General features: G+C 52.9%; 18 protein-coding genes. 2 read left to right on the forward strand and 16 right to left on the reverse strand.

All coding sequences use genetic code 11. The features are described 5' to 3' along the window. Window positions 1–33 precede the first annotated feature (33 nt). From CD58_RS17620 to CD58_RS17670, 12 genes are all read right to left on the reverse strand, one after another. The gene (locus CD58_RS17620; RefSeq protein ID WP_025214319.1) at window positions 34–1,077 is read right to left on the reverse strand and encodes a hypothetical protein; all 1,044 of its coding nucleotides are present in this window, start codon (window positions 1,075–1,077) and stop codon (window positions 34–36) included. A gap of 52 nt (window positions 1,078–1,129) precedes the next feature. After that, the gene (locus CD58_RS28795) at window positions 1,130–2,071 is read right to left on the reverse strand and encodes an SMEK domain-containing protein (protein WP_025214320.1); all 942 of its coding nucleotides are present in this window, start codon (window positions 2,069–2,071) and stop codon (window positions 1,130–1,132) included. Window positions 2,072–2,214: 143 nt separating this feature from the next. Next, window positions 2,215–2,583, reverse strand: coding sequence for a hypothetical protein (locus tag CD58_RS17630; protein WP_025214321.1), 369 nt, complete (start codon window positions 2,581–2,583; stop codon window positions 2,215–2,217). Window positions 2,584–3,048: 465 nt separating this feature from the next. Beyond that, a complete protein-coding gene (locus CD58_RS17635; RefSeq protein ID WP_025214322.1) occupies window positions 3,049–3,741 on the reverse strand; it encodes a hypothetical protein in 693 nt (230 codons plus the stop codon). Between the two features lie 96 nt (window positions 3,742–3,837). Next, on the reverse strand, window positions 3,838–4,362 hold the full coding sequence (locus CD58_RS17640; protein WP_025214323.1) for a phage major tail tube protein: 525 nt from the start codon (window positions 4,360–4,362) through the stop codon (window positions 3,838–3,840). Then, window positions 4,363–5,784 (reverse strand): phage tail sheath subtilisin-like domain-containing protein, encoded by a 1,422-nt coding sequence (locus CD58_RS17645; RefSeq protein ID WP_025214324.1) that lies wholly within the window; start codon window positions 5,782–5,784, stop codon window positions 4,363–4,365. Window positions 5,785–5,787: 3 nt separating this feature from the next. After that, on the reverse strand, window positions 5,788–6,027 hold the full coding sequence (locus CD58_RS29365; RefSeq protein ID WP_080712579.1) for a hypothetical protein: 240 nt from the start codon (window positions 6,025–6,027) through the stop codon (window positions 5,788–5,790). After that, window positions 6,024–6,506 carry a Gp37 family protein gene (locus CD58_RS17650; protein ID WP_038436680.1) on the reverse strand — a complete coding sequence of 161 codons (483 nt, stop codon included), beginning with the start codon at window positions 6,504–6,506 and terminating at the stop codon, window positions 6,024–6,026. Before CD58_RS17650 ends, CD58_RS29365 begins: the two co-directional genes overlap by 4 nt. Next, on the reverse strand, window positions 6,506–6,937 hold the full coding sequence (locus CD58_RS17655) for a gp436 family protein (protein WP_025214326.1): 432 nt from the start codon (window positions 6,935–6,937) through the stop codon (window positions 6,506–6,508). Before CD58_RS17655 ends, CD58_RS17650 begins: the two co-directional genes overlap by 1 nt. 3 nt (window positions 6,938–6,940) lie before the next feature. Then, window positions 6,941–7,921 carry a major capsid protein gene (locus tag CD58_RS17660; protein ID WP_025214327.1) on the reverse strand — a complete coding sequence of 327 codons (981 nt, stop codon included), beginning with the start codon at window positions 7,919–7,921 and terminating at the stop codon, window positions 6,941–6,943. A 13-nt stretch (window positions 7,922–7,934) separates the two neighbouring features. Further along, a complete protein-coding gene (locus tag CD58_RS17665; RefSeq protein WP_025214328.1) occupies window positions 7,935–8,303 on the reverse strand; it encodes a head decoration protein in 369 nt (122 codons plus the stop codon). Between the two features lie 9 nt (window positions 8,304–8,312). Further along, the gene (locus CD58_RS17670) at window positions 8,313–9,149 is read right to left on the reverse strand and encodes a peptidase (RefSeq protein ID WP_025214329.1); all 837 of its coding nucleotides are present in this window, start codon (window positions 9,147–9,149) and stop codon (window positions 8,313–8,315) included. Window positions 9,150–9,510: 361 nt separating this feature from the next. Here CD58_RS17670 and CD58_RS17675 point away from each other — a divergent pair, with 361 nt between their 5' ends. Next, window positions 9,511–10,926, forward strand: a complete 1,416-nt coding sequence (locus tag CD58_RS17675; RefSeq protein ID WP_144238586.1) for a hypothetical protein — start codon at window positions 9,511–9,513, stop codon at window positions 10,924–10,926. Window positions 10,927–10,940: 14 nt separating this feature from the next. On the opposite strand, the gene CD58_RS17680 is transcribed toward CD58_RS17675, so the two are convergent. Further along, window positions 10,941–12,914, reverse strand: a complete 1,974-nt coding sequence (locus tag CD58_RS17680; RefSeq protein ID WP_025214331.1) for a hypothetical protein — start codon at window positions 12,912–12,914, stop codon at window positions 10,941–10,943. A 356-nt stretch (window positions 12,915–13,270) separates the two neighbouring features. Here CD58_RS17680 and CD58_RS17685 point away from each other — a divergent pair, with 356 nt between their 5' ends. Further along, window positions 13,271–15,136 (forward strand): DUF7380 domain-containing protein, encoded by a 1,866-nt coding sequence (locus CD58_RS17685; protein WP_235195271.1) that lies wholly within the window; start codon window positions 13,271–13,273, stop codon window positions 15,134–15,136. A gap of 47 nt (window positions 15,137–15,183) precedes the next feature. On the opposite strand, the gene CD58_RS17690 is transcribed toward CD58_RS17685, so the two are convergent. The 3 genes from CD58_RS17690 to CD58_RS17700 form a co-directional block, all read right to left on the reverse strand. After that, the gene (locus CD58_RS17690; RefSeq protein WP_025214333.1) at window positions 15,184–16,419 is read right to left on the reverse strand and encodes a hypothetical protein; all 1,236 of its coding nucleotides are present in this window, start codon (window positions 16,417–16,419) and stop codon (window positions 15,184–15,186) included. A gap of 141 nt (window positions 16,420–16,560) precedes the next feature. Then, the gene (locus CD58_RS17695; protein WP_025214334.1) at window positions 16,561–17,043 is read right to left on the reverse strand and encodes a phage virion morphogenesis protein; all 483 of its coding nucleotides are present in this window, start codon (window positions 17,041–17,043) and stop codon (window positions 16,561–16,563) included. 107 nt (window positions 17,044–17,150) lie between these two features. Next, on the reverse strand, window positions 17,151–17,951 hold the full coding sequence (locus CD58_RS17700; protein WP_038436683.1) for a phage minor head protein: 801 nt from the start codon (window positions 17,949–17,951) through the stop codon (window positions 17,151–17,153). Between the last annotated feature and the right edge of the window lies 1 nt (window position 17,952).

Below are 17,952 nucleotides of genomic sequence, written 5' to 3' on the forward strand. Positions count from 1 at the left end.
AAGGGGTAGGCGCAGAGCTACTGAGAAACTATTTTATTCATATTTCATACGACCTAGCAGGTCGTACATCAAATCGCCGTCGAGAATTTCGAAAGGTAGCTCGACGTAATGGTCAGGATGTCTGAGTTTAGCTTTACCATCATGAGGTGCGTTCTTGGTGTGGCCCTTAACAAACTCACCACTTTCCTTAATGTATGGAAGCACAACGATCCGGCCATGATTTTTAGAAAGTATTGTTCCTTCTCTCCAAAGTGTATGTCCTTCTTTTCCAGTACTCGACTCCCCCATCTGCATAACTATCCATCCGACAGAGTCTTTTTCTTCGTACCAAAATACAAAACCGCCACAGACGACGACACGTTGGCCACGACGTTTCGCATCGTCGAGCATCATCTTGAATCCCGTTTCTTGAAGCAGCTGATTCGCCCTAGGGAGCAATGCAGAACGAATTTTGGCCTTGGTTTTCCCCCAATGATCTGTACCGGCCAGATTAAATCCTCTGGCTATTTTTTCACGTGCGCAATAGATGGCCGTCTTTCGATCGTGAAGCGCTCTTGTAGTCCAATCGTTGTCGTCTTTACGAGTCAAAGTGATACCAAATTGAGAAATCCGTGCATAACGGATGTACGGGAATTGCTGGAGCACCTTAAACAGTGGCTCACGCAGCTTCTCTAGACCTGGCGAAAGCAATAGCTCTCCTGCTTTTGGACGCGGATCATTCACATGCCGATTAATTGCCTCCTTCAACATCCAGCTTTCTTCGTCCATCAAACGGCCTTCGGCAGTGATCGATTTCTCGACCTTGAGCTTTATCGAAAGCTTTTCCTCAGGAGGTAACGCCAACGCATCCAAAGCTTTAATTAATTTAGTATTTGTAGCCTTGACGTCCGTTAGTGCGTCATCCAAATTATTATAAGTTATTGGTCCGTCAGCAGGGTTGCGCAGAAACCAATCTAGCTTTCCATCACGTTTTAGCTGAAGATTAAATATATGCCAGACTTCATCAGACTCAGGCCATTGTTGAGGCCAGCAAGCCAAGGTTGGTAGCGGTACTCGAGAGCGCTTTAATGACTTCATGGTCGTCCATTCCTTGTGTCGTGATGAATAAGTGCTGGTCGTTAATTATAGGCTAGCTTACATTTGGTAGCGCTGGAAGATTGTAAGGCTTGGTAATATTGTTGAATCCAGCATTGATTGCATTGCGAAGTTTGTCGAAAGTCGCCGCAGTCTCTGGCAAATGTAAATCGCAAATATTGTCATTTAAATTAATCTCCCCACTCTGGACGTGGGTACGAAAAAGCTGTCGTAGAACGCGCAATTGGTTGTAAATGACGTTGAGCTGATCGGCAAGTGTGTGATCATCAAATTTGGATCGAGGCTTCGTCACGAGTTGCTCCTTCCACTTGCCTGCTTTTATTAAGCCAATAAGGTCGGTGATCGTTCTCCCGAAATCCCTATAGTTGTTTTCCATGTCCCAAGCATCCTGTAGTGCGGGGCAATCCATAAGTTCCCGGATATCGTCAAGAGCCTCCGCATCGGTCTTGTCCAAGGCAGATATTACGGTATTACCATAGCTAATCTCACTTTTTATGAGTAAAAGTATAGCTTGGAGCTCAAGCGTCGTCTTTCTTTCGATGTCCTGCATTAGCGATTTATTATCAATAACGTCGGTAATGCAATTGAAGTTCACTCCGCTAGGAACTACTACAGTGCTGTACTTGCCTGTTCTTTTGCCAATCAACAGGACTTTGAGAGACTTGTAGGTCGTCCCCAACCCATGCTTCCCGAACTTGTCCAAGGTCTTTTGTATCTTTTGCGCTCGTCGATCCGAAGTGACCTGAACGGCGAGGCCAAGGTTTTTGTCAGCTAAGTCGATTGCAGCAGCGTTTAACTGGCTATGGTTGAGGTTGACAAGATTGTACCCGTAGATCTGATTTAGCAACCGTTCGAAGAAGTGTTCTGCTGCAATATTGAGGTCGAAAAAGTGCATTCCTCCGAGAACTTCTACAGCTGCGCTTAGATGTGTCAGGTGGAGTGTAATGTCTTTGATCAGTTTTTCGCGTTTCAACATAACATTCCCAAAATTGTGCGTAGCAGTCAGCGGGGTTGTGTTTTATGGTCAACTGAGTTCGTAAATGTTGCGGGATAGCGTTGATGACAATATTTTCGGGGAAAAGCCCCGGCTTGCTGGGGCTTTAAAAACAATATGGACGCTTAGACAGCGCTAGGAACTTTAAAGGTGACAGCGCTTTCGATTTTAACAAGATGCACCTTGTCTCCCTCTTCGTTCCATACCGAGCTATTCAGCCCCCAGTAGAAATAGCTCGCAGGAGTCCCTTCGGTAGTCTTTCCTTTTCTGTTTGTGCCCGATCTTGTGCTGATGAAGATATATTCATCTTCTTCTACTTCCCAGCTAGGAAAAGTAAAAACATGGCGATGTTTGTTGCTGGTGCTACCATCGTCTTTGTAGGTCTCGTCCAAGATCATGTAACCCTTGAGATCACAGGCTTTCTGAGCGCGAATAACAACATATTCGTTTTTTGCATCACCTTGCTCGACCACCCGAATGACTTCCAAATCCATTACAAAATCCTTATCCATTACAAACGTTTCAGTTCGATCAGGCAAAATGCCAGCATCAGCGCTAGGCTAGCTTGGAGGGTGGTGCCAAGGGAAGGTTTTTTTGATCCCAACAGGACGTTCAAAACCTCTCAGAGCTCCAACCTGGGGCGTGGGTGCGCACCTTTTCCATCGGACCCCGGGTGATTCCTTCCAGGTCCGCAGCAAAGTCCATGCGACTTGACCTTCATAACCAAAATGGATTTTATCTGACGCTTACCTCGATAGTTAGGACGCTAGGTATGTGGAAATAAGATTGGGAGGCATAGAATATTAACAAGTTAATCCTCCCCGGCCACCCGAAAAATATCCGCCAGATAATCCAGCGTCGCACCTCATCCCCATTGATCATCTGCCGCACATAGATCGCCGAAAACGGTGCTTCCTATTTGGTCGGACTCCTCGGTTTATGCGTGCCCAGCTGATATATTATGATTTGCTTGGCATGACAGTTACTTTCGAAACTCCTAACTCTGTTAACGTTGCGTCCAGCCTTCTTAAATAGCTAACCGTAAATTTGTCGTAGTGCTGTAGTAAATTCCAGGCATTCTCTTCGGTATTGCGCTTAGATTCTAACGCATCGAATAGCCCTTCGGTCGTTCTATCTTTAATGTCCGCATTAATAACATCCTGTTTCAATGTCGTAAATCGAGCGTAACATTCGATTTGGCCGTAAAGCTTTTCGATATCATAATTCTTGTCGTCCCCCGGCGGCGAGCAAGGATTTGGGGAGGAATGATTATTTACAGGATGAATGTCGATTTCATCGATATGAATTAGCTCATTCGCCATATTTTTGCCAAAGTAACGAGACAGCTTAAAGTGTTCGGCGATCAGTTGCTGACGCCAGCTTCGTTGGAATTGCATGTACTCATGCCACGGCCCTTTAGAAAATTCCTCCCAACCTTTGTTATCCGTTTCTTTTAATAACTTATCGAGCGCATTGTAGCCATCGTACAACAGGCGGCTGGTTTCTTGCGCCGTGGCTTGGGCACCGTCCAGAAATTTAGCTCTGTCCGCTCGCTCATCTTGGCGAGCTTGCTGGCAGCTCGTGCCAGCAAGGGTTATAGCAGCAGTGAGGAGTGAAGCCGCGAGGGTCTGCAACCACGTCAAATCAGCCATCAATGATTATCCAGTTTTAAGAAATTCACGCTCAATATCGGCTGACGTCCCGGCTTCGTGAGTCACTTCCTTACAACCCTCGAATGGCAATGAAATTTAAGCCTGCCCTATGTTTTTCCGGTACTTGGCCAACTGATCCTCCCCACCCACCCGAAAAATATTCGCCAAATAATCCAGCAACACCACCTCATCCCCATTGATCATCTGCCGCACGTAGGTCGCCGAAAACGGCGTCTCGTACTTGGTCGGATCTCGCGGCTTGTGCGTGCCCAACTGATACTCCTTCCCCGTGATGGTCATGGTCGTGACCAGCGGAATCTCATTCACCAACCCGCCATTGTTGAACACCTGCACGTTAGAACGGCACTGCAACTGCACGCTCTTGAACGGCGTCACCAGCTTCTTGGCCGCCTCAAAGTACAAGCTGTTCCACGTAATTTTCCCTTCCAGCTTGTCGATGCCATCGGGCAGCTCGATCAGCCCGACCATGCCCAGCCCCTGGAAGTCGCTCATCACGGTTTTGATGGTGCCCAGGTCGATCTCTTCGCATTTGCCAAAGAAGCTGGTGCCATCCAGGTACACGTTGGCGTTAGAAATACGATGCGCGCTAAAGCCGGCCATTTATGCAGCCCCCAAGTTGACCAGGTAGTCCCCGGTGATTTCAGTTTCAAAGGTGCCACGCTCAAACGGCAGCGGCACGGTGAGTTTGTAGTTGAACAGTGCGTGGCCTTGTTCCAATTGGGTTTGTGGGTTGCGAGCCGGGTCGTACCAGCACTCGCCGCCGAGTAAGGCGCCGTCGCCGATGAGTTTGCGCAGGAACAGGTTGACGCTTTCGGTGATGCTGGTGATTAACGAGGTGGTGATGGGCTGGTCGACGAATTGCAATGCGCTGTAGCGGATGGATTCATCAACGACGTCTTTGGTGCGTCGCACGTTTTCGAAGTTGCGCATGTGGGTGACGGTCGGCCAGGCCGCTGTGCGGTTACCCCATAAGCGCAGGCCACTGCCGAAGGAGTTGAAGACGGTGGTGATGCCGTTTTCGTTGAGCAGGTTGACTTCGCTGTTCGAGTCATCGACCCGAGCAGTTAGCGGCCGCTCCAGGCCTATGACGCCGATCAGTTCCTGGTTGGAACTGCTCCACCAGTAGCCGTGGTCGTTGTCGACTTTGGCGCGTAGGCCGGCGGCGCGAATGGACAGCGGTTGCAGGCGTTCGCCGTGGGCGGCGTCGCGGACTTTGATGTGCGGGTAGCACAACCGAACACGGTCACTGCTGGTGTTGAAGTTAATGGCACCCGCTGGACCGCGCCCGGCCAATACCTGCTGCACGGTGGTGCCGATGGGCGCGTCGATGTAGGCGATGCCGCCGACTTGGCCGGCCGAGGCGCCCAGTTCGGCGGTCACTTCTTTCAAGGTGCTGAAGCCCGGGGCAATGAAGACTTTAGGAAAGAAGCCCAGCTGGTTATAGCTGTCTTGGAAGGCTTTCAGGCCGGTGCGCCGCCCGGCAGCGTTGACGGCGCCGATGATGTCCGTCGCGGTGACTTTGCTGGGATCGGCGTAGGTGTAGGCCACTTTGATCGGGGCGTTGGCGGCAATGTTGCCGGTCGGCAGGCGCCTGATGTGACCTGTGAGCCTGTCGGCTTTGTAGTCGGTGCTTTCCAGGTAGGTGATCAACCCGTCGGCGGATTTTATTTGCAGCGTTTGCAGCGCACCGTGTTCCAGTTGCAATAGATCGTTGGGGGCGAACTGTTTGTCTTGCTCGTCCACGGTGGTGCTGTGGACGGCAGGATCGAGCACGTTGACGACCAGTACGGTGCCGGCGCCGAAGTCGAAGATGCCTTGCAGGGCTTCGGGGATGGAGAAGCCTGTCCTGTGCGGGCCGAACTGTGCGGCGTGGGTGTCGTTAAGGCATAGGGTCAGCTCGTTGATGGGGCCAGTGGGCGCCGTGCCGATCACGGCGATGACGGCGGATTTAACCACCCGGATGGGTCTGGGGCCGCGTTCGACTTCAGTGGTTTCGATGCCGTGTAGGTAGTTGGCAGGCATGGGTTATTCCTTCGCGGCGGATAATGTTTGTGCTGCCTTTACGGGTAAGCCCGTCGGCAGAGGGTTAACGGGGTGCGGATGCAGGTGTTTGAGGGCCAGCAAAACGCGGGTGTATTCGTGGTCGGCCGGCATGCTGACCGGTTGGCCTGGGTGCAGGAGGACTTCAAGGCGTTCGCCGGTTTTGCCGACGCGTAGAGAGGCGCAACTGGGGGGCCCGGCGTAGCGGTACGTTGTGAGTTTCATGGGTGCTCCTGGCATTGAGCTGAGGTCAGCCGAGGTCCGCTTTCGGGGACAAGGGTTTGCAGGTGTGTGGTGCGGGTGGTGAAGTCTTGGGCGTACTGCCAGACGCCGTTGTGGTGGCCGATAAAGTGTTCTGCGACGGGGCGGCAGGCCTGGTTGGCGTGCGGCGGGTACCAGCCGGTGAGGCAGGTGCGGATGCGGTCAAGGTGACCGACGACGCCGTCTTTGCCATTGAGTTGGCGAAACACCAATGTGAGGCGCAGCACCCAGTGACGTGCCTGGAAGCAGGCGTCGGTGCTTTCTGATTGCCCGAACGTAGATTTGCCGTAGGCGAGCAAGACGGCACCGCGGGGATGGTTGAGCCGGTATTGCAACGGGTTTTCAGGGAACAGCTCGATCATCAATTCGCTGCCAAGGTCGGCTTGTAGCCGGACGAGCATGGCGTCGAGCAGTTGTTCGGTTTGGGTTTTGGCCAGGGTCATTAATAGCGGTCCCACTGTTGGGCGCCGAATTGTTGAGGACGTGCGCGCACGCGGATCTCGCCCGGCTCTGGCACGGCCTGGCCGGTGGGTGTGCCGAGGGTGATGACGCCGTCGCGGATGTTTTCCAGTAGTTGGAGGGTGTCTTTGCGGCTGTCCTTCACGGCGTCGGGCAAGGCGCCCTCGGGGCGGCGTTGGTAGAGCCAGTGGCGGGCCAGGTAGACGACGGCATCGCGCAGGACGGTGGGCACCGGGTCGAGTGGCAGTTGATAGCGGCCGCGCAGGTAACCGTCGACCAGTTCCTGGGCCTGGCGCACGCCGTCATCGATGACGCTTTCGTTGGGCACGGCGGCGGCCGGGTCGTCGTTGGAGAGCTGGATGAGGGTCATCAACGGGATGGCGTTGCCGAGGTCGGCACGGGTGCAGTAGCGCATGGCTCAACCCGCCTTCAGTTCAACGAGGGCTTCGGGGAACAGGCACATGGCCAAGGGGTTGGCCTGGGCTTCCAGGTCCCAGCCTTTGCCCATCTTGCGCGGCTCGGCTTTGCTGTAGAACGCCTGGCCCAGGGTGTTGACGGTTTCGTTGTAATTGGCCGGGGCGTTGAACAGACGGAATACGCCGCGGGCGACGGGAAAAACCTGGGCGATGTCGGCCGGGATGAAGCGCTGGCCGCTGACGGTGACGTCGTATTCGATGTACTCGATGCCGCCGAAGGTGAAGCCCGAGCGCATGTCACCACCGAGACGATCTTGCGCGGCCTGGTAGTGGGCGAAAGCTTCTTTGACTTTGGCGTGGTCGGTGAAGGCGTCGAACCAATCTGGCCCGCACAAGGCGCGAAAGCCGGTGACCATCACGCCGCCGAGTTTGGATTCGGCGTGGCGCTTGGCGTCGAGGCAGGCTTTGCGCACGTTGGTCTCGGGCTTGCTGAGTGGCACGGTGACCTTTTTCTGTTTGACGTCGAATTCGTCAAACAGGTCGAACAATACCGAGCCATCGGCGTCCAGCAATTGGCCGCGCAGTGCGCCGACGCGTTGGAATTCGCGGGTGGCTTCGATGCTGTTTTTGAGTTCCTGCAGGTGGTCGTTGACGACGGTGACGACGGGCGCGGTGGCGCTTTCCTGGCCGAAGGTGGCGATGCCTTGCAACTGACTGGGCAGGATCGAGCTGCTGACGGGCAGGTGCAGGGTTTCGAAGGTGCGGCGTTTGCGTTTGCGGCCTTCGAGCGGCGCGGGGTCGTCGTTGCGTGAAGTGTTGGGCACTAGCACTAACCGGCCTTCGCGCTCGTCGATGATGACGCTGGTGCTGGTGACGCCTTTTTCGTCAAACAGGCCCATGGCGCCGACCTTGCCGGGGATGGCCGGGAGTTTGTTGATGGCGGCGGTGAGGTTGGCGACGCTGAACAGGTCTGGCAGGTTCATGGGTGGCTCCGGGTTAGAGGGTTGCGCGGGCGACGATGCCTAGGGCGTTGAGTTCGTCGAGGGCGACGGCTTGCTGGGCTTCGGTGATGCCGGCGGGCCAGACCAGGTGCGCTATGGCGAGGACGGCGCCGCGGGCGATGATCACGCCGGGTTGATCGCCAGCCGTGGCGTCTACGCGTTCGGCCATAACGGCGGCGGCCTTTTTGGCGGCACCGCTGCCGGCGGGATCAAGGCGTTGGTATATGCCGGCGACTTTGGCGAGTACCTGACCGAGTGGGTAGTCGGTGCCGGCGAGCAGCGTGACGTTGCTTTTGGTCCAGCCGGGGCTGACTTGGAGCAGCAGCAAATCGCCCAGGTCTTTGGGTTGGTTGAAGGTGGCCATGGGGGATTCCTAGCGTTGGGCGCGGGCTGCGGCGTCGGCGAGTAGAGGGTTGGTGGGTGCGGCGTCGGTTAGGCCGGTGCGGGTCTTGGTGGCGACTTCGGTGAAACTGACGGGGTTGGTCAGGTCGTTGAAGAGGGTTTTGAGGCCGTCGCTTAACGGCTGGCGCTGGTCGCCTTCGCCGAACGACAAGGGGTTGGTGCCGGACTGCGCGGCGTCGAGGGCTGCGATGACGACTGGGGCGTGCAGTGGCTTCATGCCGGCGGCGACCAGTTGTTCGGCGTAGGCGACGCTGGCGGTGTGGAGCGTTTGCTGTTCGGTGATACGGGCAGCGTTGTCGCGTTGGGCGAGTTCGGCTTTGAGGCGTTTGTTCTCTGCTTCTAATGCAGCGGCGGATGACGTGGTTTGCAGGGCGCCTTCGTTGAATTCAATGACGCCGGGCTCGCCTTCGGCCAGTTCGATGGGCCGAAGGCCTTTGACGGCCGGCGGCTGTGCGCCGAGGAAGCCGACATGGCGCAAGTAATAGACGCCGGGCACGGGGTTGTTGGCGGCGGTTGGGTGGTAGAAGGATGCGGAGATTTTCTTGTAGCTGCCCTTGGCGATTTGCTCGGCGAAGGATGCGTCGATTTGTTGGGGTTCGGCGATGAGGCCGTGGGCGGTGGCGGACAGGGATTTGACCCAGCCGGCGGCTGGGGCGTCGTGTTGTGGGTGGCCGATGACTAATGGTGCTTCGTGCAAGGTTGGGTTGTAGGCGGCGACGGTGGCGGCCAGGTCGGCTTCGGTGAAGTTGTAGGTGGTGCCGCATTGGGCGGTGTGGGTGCCGGGTTTGAAGATGTGGAGTGGGTTCATGGGGCTGCGCTTGATGGGGATGGTGTGCGCAGTTTCAGGTCTTCGGAGGGGTTAGGCTTTTAACCTGGGTTAGGGAGCTGGTACCCCGAAACTGGTGTGGTTGAGGTAGGTTCAGAGCGTCAGCGGAAGATACGCGAGCCTATTCGAGCAGAGGCTAGTTTTGGGGAAGTATTGGAGTTGGTTGGTAATCATGAGGTCGGCTGCTGAGGCACAAGGCCTCTTAAGCGTTTTATAAAGTCTTTACGTCGGTTACCTGAGGTTGTCGCTGAGCAACGTGAGTCATGCTCGTGTGCGCCAGTGATATGAGCATATAGCGCGTAGTGGTATACATGGAAAAAGCATCGCACCGATGGGTAGCACCATGTCTAGAACCTGCATTATCTGCGGCGTAGCTGCAAATTCTCGCGAACACGTTTTTCCCGCTGCTCTTGGCGGGCGCCGTACCAATAAAGGTATTTATTGTGAGAAGCACAACGAAGCCTATTCAGGGTTGGCCGAGATCATTGCTGATCAGTTGCGCTTCTTCAATGCTCAGCTCGGCGTTGTTGGTGATCATCAAAAAGCTACTGGCGAGGTCAAGCCTGTTCTATTGATTGATCCTGAAACGAATGGCGAAGTGCGGTTGAGCGACAGCTCGATCAGTTACGTGAGCCCGCGTATCTTTCCAGTCGCTGATGCCGAGGATGGAGGTGAGTTTGTACTGGCTGCCAACTCACCGCAAGAAGCACAAGCTTTCATTGCTACCATGCAGAAACCGGGGCATGAAATACGTATTAAAAGCGTAGGAGCACGAGAAAAATATTATCCCGGTACGCTCACGGGAAAGCTTGAATTAGGTGGAAATGGTACCGGGCTTAGGGCCATTACCTATATCGCTCAGACCTTCTTGGCACATACATTCCCCGACTTGGCTCGGCTTCCCGAGATGGCGGGAGTAAAGAACTATACCCTCAACGGTTCTGGAGCTGATTTCGCTTGGTGGCATGCCCCCGTAGGCGATGGGCTGGATGCAGTGCGCAAACCGTTTAGTCATCGAATCATCGTCGGGCACAACGCCGATGACGGTGTGGTCTATGCACGCCTCTCTCTGTTCTCAGCCCTTCATTACGGCGTGAATTTCGGCGTGGTACCTACCACGATGAGTCGGTCGGTTGTGTTCGATATAGATCCCCTGGTCAAGTACGAACCCCATGATGTGCAGAAGACCGAATATCAAAAAGCCGTTGGGTACGTTGAAAAACCCAGTGATCTGACTGAGCATCTCGCCGCTGCAATAACATCAGGCCAGGCTCAAGCTTCCATCAGTTCGTTGATGCGACGGATTACAGACCACCAGAGGGCGCTTGTTGCCACTAAATGGTTGCAAGAGCTGGAACGTGCGTCACCTACTGACAGAGGAGCTGCAGATACTTTTTTTGAGCGCCTGGTTTCTGAGGAGTCGGGCCGGGTATTGATGTTGCTACAGGCCTTTAAGCGCGACTTTATCGAATTTAATGCTGGCAAACATGACAAGGTTCTGACGAAAATTTCAGAAAACTTTGTCCAGAATCCTGACCGCGACCCCGAGTCCAGGGATGGTTTGTCTCCCCGAGGTAGAGCGCTTTTGGAAATTGCCAGTTCGGCTCTGAAGCAGCAACTGACGCAAGAGTTTCTTCAGAATCAGCTTGACCAAGACCGAATGGAAAGGCTCCTGGGCGGAGGTCTTGGGCAACATGCTGTGGGGATGGTCGCTTTGGAGCAGGCGGTGCTTGAGATCTTAGGAGAAAGCGCAGGCTGACACCTGCGCGATGTTCACAGGTAGCGACTATGTCGTTCGATGAGCAACTGGCGGTCATAGACTTGCATGTAGGGAAGCAGCGCCTGGAAGATTTGTTCACGATCCTTTGGACTGATCCAATCTCCGTTGCGACCGGTTGCTTCCAGCATGGCTCTCATCACGTAATCGGTGTTGTCACTGAGCGGAACAAAGTGAGCCTGTTTCAACATGTCGCTGATGGCTTCGCGTAGTTCCTCATGGGTCTCTGCTGAGCTGATACCTAGGCTTGAGCGTATATACCCGGTAAAGCCCTTACCGCCTTTGAGTAACAGCATCAGGGCGCGATACAAACCTGCACGCTGATTGGTCGTAAACCGAGCACGGTTGCTTCGATCACTGTTGTAAAAATACTGAAGCGTCTCCAATGTTTCCAGGACTCCCAGTTTTCGGAATCTGTCAGCCTCGACCAACGGCATTCTGCGCACATCGCTGTAAGGTTCTGAGCTGCTCCAAAACTCGGTGACACGGGCGATCTTTGCTCGTGTTGCTAATGGACGTAGCCAGTTCCGCCAATATCGGCCGATTTGACCCGCCTGCCAACGCCCGATTGCAGGGAGCAACTCGTTGGTCAGCCACTGATAGGTCTCCATACACGACCACCGGGATTCATTGTAAGCATGATAGGTCGGTGGTTCCCATAGGATTGCAACCTGATCCATGTAGCAAAGGTCCTCGATGGCGGCGCCGAAGATAACGCCATGGTACCCAGCGCTTGAAACCGGCATGAGTCTATTCGACGCATTGTGGAACATGTGCCATGCAGAATTGCCTTTATTGGTGTCGTGCACGTTGGCGAACTCAAGCATTTGCTCCCACACCCAAGCATCGACTTTGCATAATGCGACTCGCGTACCCGCCCATTTCACGACGGGAAAGTGTTGCGCCTCCCATTGCGTCTCGACTTGCTTCAAACTCTGTAGGTACTGTGCTGAAAACTCGTCCGCGACATTGATGAGTTCTTGGGCTGCTGGCTCAGGCAGGAGGAACCGGCAGTTTTTCAAGTCAACTATGTGGTTATTCGGTGTCTGCGTGGTTACGCCTTGGAAAAAAGGACGGCATTGCGCCAGCAGCGGTTCGCCCTCGTTACCTAATAAGTTGTTCAGCAGCCACGATTGGTCCAGGACCACCATTACACCTTCAGTGTCGGGCATGGAGATCGAAATGATGGCCGAGCCTGGATAGTCCTCGGGTGTGGGGAGCATCGCCGATACATCGACCCATAGCTTTTTCAAGGCCCAATGTCGGCCGTTCGCATGGCGAATGGTGAGGTCTTCCTTGTCAATCGCTCCGCTGTTCAGAAATTCATTTGCCAACGCTGACACTTCTGCTCTCGGATCTTTGAGCGCTTTCAAGAACATTTCCTGAAAGCCCACACGCTGCATCCACTGATTGCAGAACTGATCGACATGCGGCCCGGAGAAAAAGCGAGTGAGCACGTCTGGGGCGTTTTTGAGCTTTTCCGTTAGGTGTTCCGCAGTCCATAAATCTGCCTCGATTCCACGCGCCGATAATTTGTGCTGGGCTTCAACCCAAGGTTCGTCCAGAGATTTGATGGTGTTTTGAGCCAGGATTAGTGTGAAGCGTCCTGCGGATTCTGCCCACCTGCCAGCTAGGAAACGGTCCACCGCAGTGGTCAGGTCGCGGCCGGTGAAATCCTTCCAACACTTGCATTCGAATACCAATAAACGGTTCTTGCTCAGACGATCAAATGCGAATAAGTCGATGCCGTGCTGGGAAACCTTTCCTTTATTACCCAGGCGCTGGCAGCCGGTGAGCGTGTGTTCTTTCTGAAGAAGCCACCAGCACAGCTGCTCGAATGGCTCGGGGTACATGTCCTCAAGCCGCAGTGCGCTAGATGTTTTAGGCGGTACGTATTCTTGTGCGGTAATTGGAGCTTCAGCGTGAAGGTGGTCGCCCCACTGCTGTGGGAATTCTTCGTGATTGCTCATGGGACCTGGATCGTTTGGGGAAAGGTCAAGGGAACCATGAGGGCGCGAGTCGGGACAACTCAACTCTTTGCAGTTGCTGTCTCAGCCTGATGGGGCGTGGTATGGCGGGTAGCTGTCCTTCATCAAGGCGCAGTGCAGATCCATATTCGACACCCCGTGGCTATCAGCATCCGCTAATCGCAGCCATTCATGACAGAGCTTACCAAGGCGAAACCCTAAGCTCTTTCAGATTTGCCTAGGGGTGCAGAACGATATAGTTACCACCGAAAATCAATATTTTCCTCCCCTAGGATAGTTAAACGATACTAGGTTCTAGGTTATGCTGATCTCACCTAAACGGCTAAAAGGATAGAAACGTGGCGGATATAGAACGCGAAGAGAACCGGCCATTGATAGAAGTGGCCACTTTGGAGGATTTTGCTCACATTAACCCTTCGTCGATTCTCGCCATAAGCAATTCACTGCATTTCCACACGCTCGAACGTAGGTTCCAAGAGGCCGCATACGCAGCAGAAAAAAGCAATGATCTATCCGCTGCAAGGGCGTATAAGATTCTCGCCGTTGTATGCAGTTATCATTTCAATCCCGATAGGTCTGACACCTTTTCCCCTCAAATAATAATGGACGGCAGAAGAACACTGATTCCCAGCGATCTTCTTGCCGCACAGCAAGAAGTGCTTATAGAAGTAGCCAAAGAATTTAACCATCCTTTATTGCGGGCGAGAATCGCAGACAGTTGCTGGTATATAAATAGAAGGCTCTATTTAATGGCCGAGCTGGCCTCGAACTCTTACTTATCCGCCATCGCATGCTTTTTTAATAAAGAGCTACTGTATGAGTACGAATCTGATTTTGAGGTGCCCTCTAAAATTGTAGATATCCTAGAAAGAGCCTTCACTATATATTCTTCAACAGGAAAGCAAGAGTGCATCCCGGAGACCGCGAAAGAGACCTTTGGGCTAGCGTATCAAACGGCTAAAAAAAACAATAATTTAATTGCATTTCACAGGCTTGCTGTGTTGGGTCAGTCTTATAGTCTCTTAGAGTGGAGCAGTATAGCCTCTGAAGCTGAAGCGATAGCTGTAGCCAACAAAGATAAACAATACGCTGAAGCTGTAAAAAAAGTATGGTATCTAGCGGCTCACGCTTATCAAAAAACAAGTGATAAGGACTCGTCTACCCGGTGTAAAATAAAGGCTGTAGATCAGACATTGCGAATGCGTGATGGTGTAAGTTCTGCCATAGCAAAAGCGTCTTGGACGAGAGACGCTATTGGCGAGTTACGTGCTATAGGGGGCATGCGCGAAAAAATCGAAATACTCAAGAAAGAGCTACAACAATACGAAGATGACTCATTGTCCGAGCTTACCGAGTTCAGCGTACCGATTGACCTGACGGGAGAACGTCAGGATACTATCGAAGAATTCGAAGAGCTTGAAGTTCACGAAATGCTTTTTCGCTTAGCTTTCATTGTCCGTAATCCTGAAAAAATCGCTATCCATACGCAGTGCCTCGCAAAAAGAGATCGACATTTTCTTTCGTCCATGTTTGGAAAAAGCTATTCGGACGAAAAAGGAAAAGTAATCGCCACTGCTCCGGCAGCATTTTTAAATGAGAAGCCATCCGAAGATTGGTTTGATCATGAAAGTCTTACTGAGATGAGCTTTCATTATCATATTTCGGCAGAGGGCTTTATAAAGCCAGCTTGTATTACTATGTCTCGTTGCCAAGCTATTGATGAGCGGCATTTAGAGCCAATAGTAACCCACAGCGCGTTCGTTCCACCTGGACATGAATCGATTTTCGCACTTGGTTTCGCTAAACTTATTCAAGGGGATATGATTTCCGCGACTCATATTCTTGTCCCGCAATTAGAAAACTCCCTTAGATACGTGCTTAATAACAGAGGAGCAAGTACAGCAAAATTAAATGTAGACCTCACTCAGGAAGATCAATCGTTAAGTCAGATGTACTCAAATCGCAAGAGAGAGCTTGAACAAGCTTTTGGTGTGGATGGCACATACATCTTGCATTTACTTTTCAATCTTAAAGGTGGCCCCATGCTCAGGCATGAGATGGCCCACGGAAAAATCACTGCCAGCCAGTCCTACCAGAGTGCATGTATCTACGCTTGCTGGCTTATGTATCATTTCACCTGCGCGCCTCTTTACAAATATTGGTCGACGCATATATCCAAAGCAATTCAAGAGATTACTCACTGACTTAATTTCAAGTTGACTGAGTTGCTAAAGATATTTGTGGAAGCGGCTCAACTCTCTAGCTTCTGAAATTTCATGGCTTTTTCTAGATGCCTTTTTAGTTTCTGAAGCTCCGGAAGAGTACTTGGCATGTCAAGAAACTTATTTGCCTCTTGAAGATCCGAGAAAAATGAGGCATTGTTAAGATAGAATAAAACAGCTTGGCGAAAAAACTGCTGAAGCTGATAGCAGTGATAATCTAAATCTTCGATCTCATACCCTGAATGAACGTTACGATTCCTGTATTCACGGAGATGCTCTAGTACTTGCTCATAATAAGGGCGGTCGGCGAACATAAAGGAGCAGCGGCGGACTATAGCGCCTGCATTGTTCTCATGAGGGCAAACTATTGATTCTAGTGCCGCCCAGGTTTTTTGAATTGTCACGTTCCGATCCGATTCGTCATACGCCCTAACGTACCTGACGATGGCGTCCTTAATGGCTAGGGTGTCGGCGTGAATATTTATTTGCCCCTCAACATAATTAAAATTTTTAATAAGGAGGGATGTATTAGAGAGGCGGACCGAAGGCCTGATACGATAATTTTGTTCATACCAATAAACATCCTTCTTGGCCAGACGCCCCTTCGAATCGTGAAGGGTGTGCATGCCGCCAAGCATGATTTTGTTTATGGGGCTGTGGGAACCAAATCCAAAATTCAATTCTGAGGGTGGATTGACAAATAGTGCGTGTACACCTCGAACGTAATCCAAATCATAGATCGCCGCATGGGCTGCATCCATTGAGTCTTTAGATTTAACGGTAACAGTAACGGGGCAATACTCCTCCGGCATTGGAGCATCGCCGTGCCGCCAATCTAATTGTTCACGAGTCAGGTATTTTTTAGGCAGTCCCGCCGGCCATGATCTGATGCTTGAGTTGCGAAGAATTATTATTTTTTTTGCAAAGCCGTCAGGGGTTGAAATCGACGTCACAAGGGTGAACGTTTCTTCCGGCCTTGCGCAGTGTTTAACTACTGCCTCATTAATGCCAGTCATAAAAGAGGACTTAGTGAACTCATTTTTTCTTGCGCAATGCTCTACACCTGAATTGTAAAGCTTCTTCATGGTCGATGAGCTGAACTCTTTATGGAAATCGAGCATGGTTAGAAGAACTGCATCAAGCTGAAGCTTTTCAAAAGCAGAGAAGCTTACCCTTCCGTCCGGAAGTATTGATGTGATCGCAGCTAGTCGATCCATCAGTAACTGGGGCTTTAAATTTTTGTTCTCCTTCCATTTCACCTTCATCGACTACTCCGTCGCCACAACATAAAGTCTAGATAGTGGATCGTAGCCCAATGCCGAAAGTCAGCCTAGTGAGATTGAACATTTAAACCCGGCGGAGATGCTTCCCTGCGGCATGACAATCGTCGAGCTCAGTTGCCCACATTATCGAACGTCCCAGCTAACGACCGCCAAGTAGGCTAGCGCTATATCTAGGATGGCCTTCTCAGCTTCGGGCTGTAGCTTGCCTTTTGCGTCCATTGGCAAATATGGCCTTTCCGGAATAGCTCCCCAAAGCTGCGGAAAGTCCGCCTGATCTCCACCGAACTGCATCATCGCCGCATAAGGCTTGTTGCTACCCACCAACGCCGAGCTATCCGTAGCTTGGGTTGTAATCGAGGCAGCCAGCCCCGCAGCACTGACTTGCAACATCTTGCCAGGCCAGTGGCCGGTTTCGGCTCGGCGTCCGATGGTGACGTCGGAAAGCTCAGGCCACTGGGGACGGCCTTCATATTCGAAGTTTTCTTCGGTTTGGCTGGCGAGCTCGGCGGCCAGGCTATGCATGAGTGGCGTTAGGTCGCTGATGGACTGTTCCACTTTGCTTAGGGTTTGTTGTAGGCGTTGGTGGTCTAGTTCGATGATGAACATGGGATGCCTTCCATTTTGGTTTGCGGTGGGTCAGGACGTATTGGTTGGGCTGGGCTGGGGCTGCTGCGCAGCCCAGCGGGAGCAAGCTCCCTCGCCACGTGGATGTGTTAATTCAGGCGGATCCCCGGGGCGTGGTTGAAGCCTGGGTCGGTGCGGAATGTGAGGGTTTGGCCTTGGGCGTTGGTGAGGCGGATGCCTCCCACGGTTGCTGTTCTGGTTTCTCCAGTGCGTTTGTCGGTGCCAGTTTCGACGGTTTCGGTGAAGGTTTTCCCGTGGCTGGAGATGACGGTGAGCCCGCGGCGCTTGATGGCGGCTTCGCTCAGCGCGATGACGCGGCAGCGGCAGTTGAAGCCATTGGGCGGGAAGATGGTTTGCCAGATGGGATCGTCGTGACGGAAGACCTGGCCGTGCATGGCGCGGTGGCTGCTGCGGGTTTTGCCATCGAGGATGGCGATGTACATCCAGTACGGGTGGGTCTCGGCGGTCTGTTCCATGCCGGCTTTGCGGCCGGCCATGTAGGCGCTTTGCAGGTTGGTTTGATAGATGGTTTTGAGCCGTAGGGGGCTGCCGAGCTGGACGGGTTCGGCATTGCCTTGGCTGTCGACGATGACTTGCCGGCCCCACCAGCCCTGGGCTTGTAGGACGGGTTTTAGATTGGTGGTGAATTGCTGGAGGGTTTGGCCCTGTTGGAGGGCGGTCTCCAAGGCGGCACGAATGTCGCTGAGCAGGTCCAGGCGCATGGCTTTGGCCACGGTGAATGCGTGGTCGTGGGTTTGGTCGAGGATGTCTTGCCAATGCCACGTGATGGTGTAGCCCTTGGCTGTCAGGTAGGCGATGGCGTGGGCGGGTTCGAGGCCGAAGATGGCTTTGAGGTCTGCGGGGTCGAGCTGTTTTGCGGGGCTGGGCATG

The organism is Pseudomonas brassicacearum (genome assembly GCF_000585995.1).
Classification (GTDB): Bacteria; Pseudomonadota; Gammaproteobacteria; order Pseudomonadales; family Pseudomonadaceae; genus Aquipseudomonas; species Aquipseudomonas brassicacearum_A.